The 3,219-nt window shown below is 51.3% G+C and carries 1 rRNA gene; it reads left to right on the top strand.

The features are described 5' to 3' along the window. Window positions 1-164: 164 nt before the first annotated feature. A 23S ribosomal RNA gene (locus ACXR0M_RS27195) occupies window positions 165-3,056 on the top strand. Window positions 3,057-3,219: the final 163 nt, after the last annotated feature.

Here is a 3,219-nt window from a genome sequence, read left to right as displayed (position 1 = left end):
TCGTTCTTTAAAAATTTGGGTATGTGATAGAAAGATAGACTGAACGTTACTTTCACTGGTAACGGATCAGGCTAAGGTAAAATTTGTGAGTTCTCTTAGTTGAGAAATTCGAATTTTCGGCGAATGTCGTCTTCACAGTATAACCAGATTGCTTGGGGTTATATGGTCAAGTGAAGAAGCGCATACGGTGGATGCCTTGGCAGTCAGAGGCGATGAAAGACGTGGTAGCCTGCGAAAAGCTTCGGGGAGTCGGCAAACAGACTTTGATCCGGAGATGTCTGAATGGGGGAACCCAGCCATCACAAGATGGTTATCTTGTACTGAATACATAGGTGCAAGAGGCGAACCAGGGGAACTGAAACATCTAAGTACCCTGAGGAAAAGAAATCAACCGAGATTCCCTTAGTAGTGGCGAGCGAACGGGGACTAGCCCTTAAGTGGCTTTGAGATTAGCGGAACGCTCTGGAAAGTGCGGCCATAGTGGGTGATAGCCCTGTACGCGAAAATCTCTTGGTCATGAAATCGAGTAGGACGGAGCACGAGAAACTTTGTCTGAATATGGGGGGACCATCCTCCAAGGCTAAATACTACTGACTGACCGATAGTGAACTAGTACCGTGAGGGAAAGGCGAAAAGAACCCCGGAGAGGGGAGTGAAATAGATCCTGAAACCGTATGCGTACAAGCAGTGGGAGCCCACTTTGTTGGGTGACTGCGTACCTTTTGTATAATGGGTCAGCGACTTATTTTCAGTGGCGAGCTTAACCGAATAGGGGAGGCGTAGCGAAAGCGAGTCTTAATAGGGCGTCTAGTCGCTGGGAATAGACCCGAAACCGGGCGATCTATCCATGGGCAGGTTGAAGGTTAGGTAACACTGACTGGAGGACCGAACCGACTACCGTTGAAAAGTTAGCGGATGACCTGTGGATCGGAGTGAAAGGCTAATCAAGCTCGGAGATAGCTGGTTCTCCTCGAAAGCTATTTAGGTAGCGCCTCATGTATCACTGTAGGGGGTAGAGCACTGTTTCGGCTAGGGGGTCATCCCGACTTACCAAACCGATGCAAACTCCGAATACCTACAAGTGCCGAGCATGGGAGACACACGGCGGGTGCTAACGTCCGTCGTGAAAAGGGAAACAACCCAGACCGTCAGCTAAGGTCCCAAAGTTATGGTTAAGTGGGAAACGATGTGGGAAGGCTTAGACAGCTAGGAGGTTGGCTTAGAAGCAGCCACCCTTTAAAGAAAGCGTAATAGCTCACTAGTCGAGTCGGCCTGCGCGGAAGATGTAACGGGGCTCAAACCATACACCGAAGCTACGGGTATCACGCAAGTGATGCGGTAGAGGAGCGTTCTGTAAGCCTGTGAAGGTGAGTTGAGAAGCTTGCTGGAGGTATCAGAAGTGCGAATGCTGACATGAGTAACGACAATGGGTGTGAAAAACACCCACGCCGAAAGACCAAGGTTTCCTGCGCAACGTTAATCGACGCAGGGTTAGTCGGTCCCTAAGGCGAGGCTGAAAAGCGTAGTCGATGGAAAACAGGTTAATATTCCTGTACTTCTGGTTATTGCGATGGAGGGACGGAGAAGGCTAGGCCAGCTTGGCGTTGGTTGTCCAAGTTTAAGGTGGTAGGCTGAGATCTTAGGTAAATCCGGGATCTTAAGGCCGAGAGCTGATGACGAGTTACCCTTTGGGTGACGAAGTGGTTGATGCCATGCTTCCAAGAAAAGCTTCTAAGCTTCAGGTAACCAGGAACCGTACCCCAAACCGACACAGGTGGTTGGGTAGAGAATACCAAGGCGCTTGAGAGAACTCGGGTGAAGGAACTAGGCAAAATGGCACCGTAACTTCGGGAGAAGGTGCGCCGGTGAGGGTGAAGGACTTGCTCCGTAAGCTCATGCCGGTCGAAGATACCAGGCCGCTGCGACTGTTTATTAAAAACACAGCACTCTGCAAACACGAAAGTGGACGTATAGGGTGTGACGCCTGCCCGGTGCCGGAAGGTTAATTGATGGGGTTAGCTAACGCGAAGCTCTTGATCGAAGCCCCGGTAAACGGCGGCCGTAACTATAACGGTCCTAAGGTAGCGAAATTCCTTGTCGGGTAAGTTCCGACCTGCACGAATGGCGTAACGATGGCGGCGCTGTCTCCACCCGAGACTCAGTGAAATTGAAATCGCTGTGAAGATGCAGTGTATCCGCGGCTAGACGGAAAGACCCCGTGAACCTTTACTATAGCTTTGCACTGGACTTTGAATTTGCTTGTGTAGGATAGGTGGGAGGCTTTGAAGCGTGGACGCCAGTTCGCGTGGAGCCATCCTTGAAATACCACCCTGGCAACTTTGAGGTTCTAACTCAGGTCCGTTATCCGGATCGAGGACAGTGTATGGTGGGTAGTTTGACTGGGGCGGTCTCCTCCTAAAGAGTAACGGAGGAGTACGAAGGTGCGCTCAGACCGGTCGGAAATCGGTCGTAGAGTATAAAGGCAAAAGCGCGCTTGACTGCGAGACAGACACGTCGAGCAGGTACGAAAGTAGGTCTTAGTGATCCGGTGGTTCTGTATGGAAGGGCCATCGCTCAACGGATAAAAGGTACTCCGGGGATAACAGGCTGATACCGCCCAAGAGTTCATATCGACGGCGGTGTTTGGCACCTCGATGTCGGCTCATCACATCCTGGGGCTGAAGCCGGTCCCAAGGGTATGGCTGTTCGCCATTTAAAGTGGTACGCGAGCTGGGTTTAGAACGTCGTGAGACAGTTCGGTCCCTATCTGCCGTGGACGTTTGAGATTTGAGAGGGGCTGCTCCTAGTACGAGAGGACCGGAGTGGACGAACCTCTGGTGTTCCGGTTGTCACGCCAGTGGCATTGCCGGGTAGCTATGTTCGGGAAAGATAACCGCTGAAAGCATCTAAGCGGGAAACTTGCCTCAAGATGAGATCTCACTGGAACCTTGAGTTCCCTGAAGGGCCGTCGAAGACTACGACGTTGATAGGTTGGGTGTGTAAGCGCTGTGAGGCGTTGAGCTAACCAATACTAATTGCCCGTGAGGCTTGACCATATAACACCCAAGCAATTTGATGCTCCTAGTTGAAAAAACGAAAGAGACCAGATTGCGGTGTGTGAAGACGAAACGAACCGAAAGTTCGACGCTTGCAAAACACCGAAAGCTGTCACATACCCAATTTGCTGAAGCGCGGCCAACTGGCCACGGTTCGGTACCC

It is taken from the genome of Pseudomonas sp. Eth.TT006, assembly GCF_054456575.1.
The sequence above is the reverse complement of the archived record's forward strand: the minus strand, read 5'-3'. Positions and strand labels throughout refer to the sequence as shown.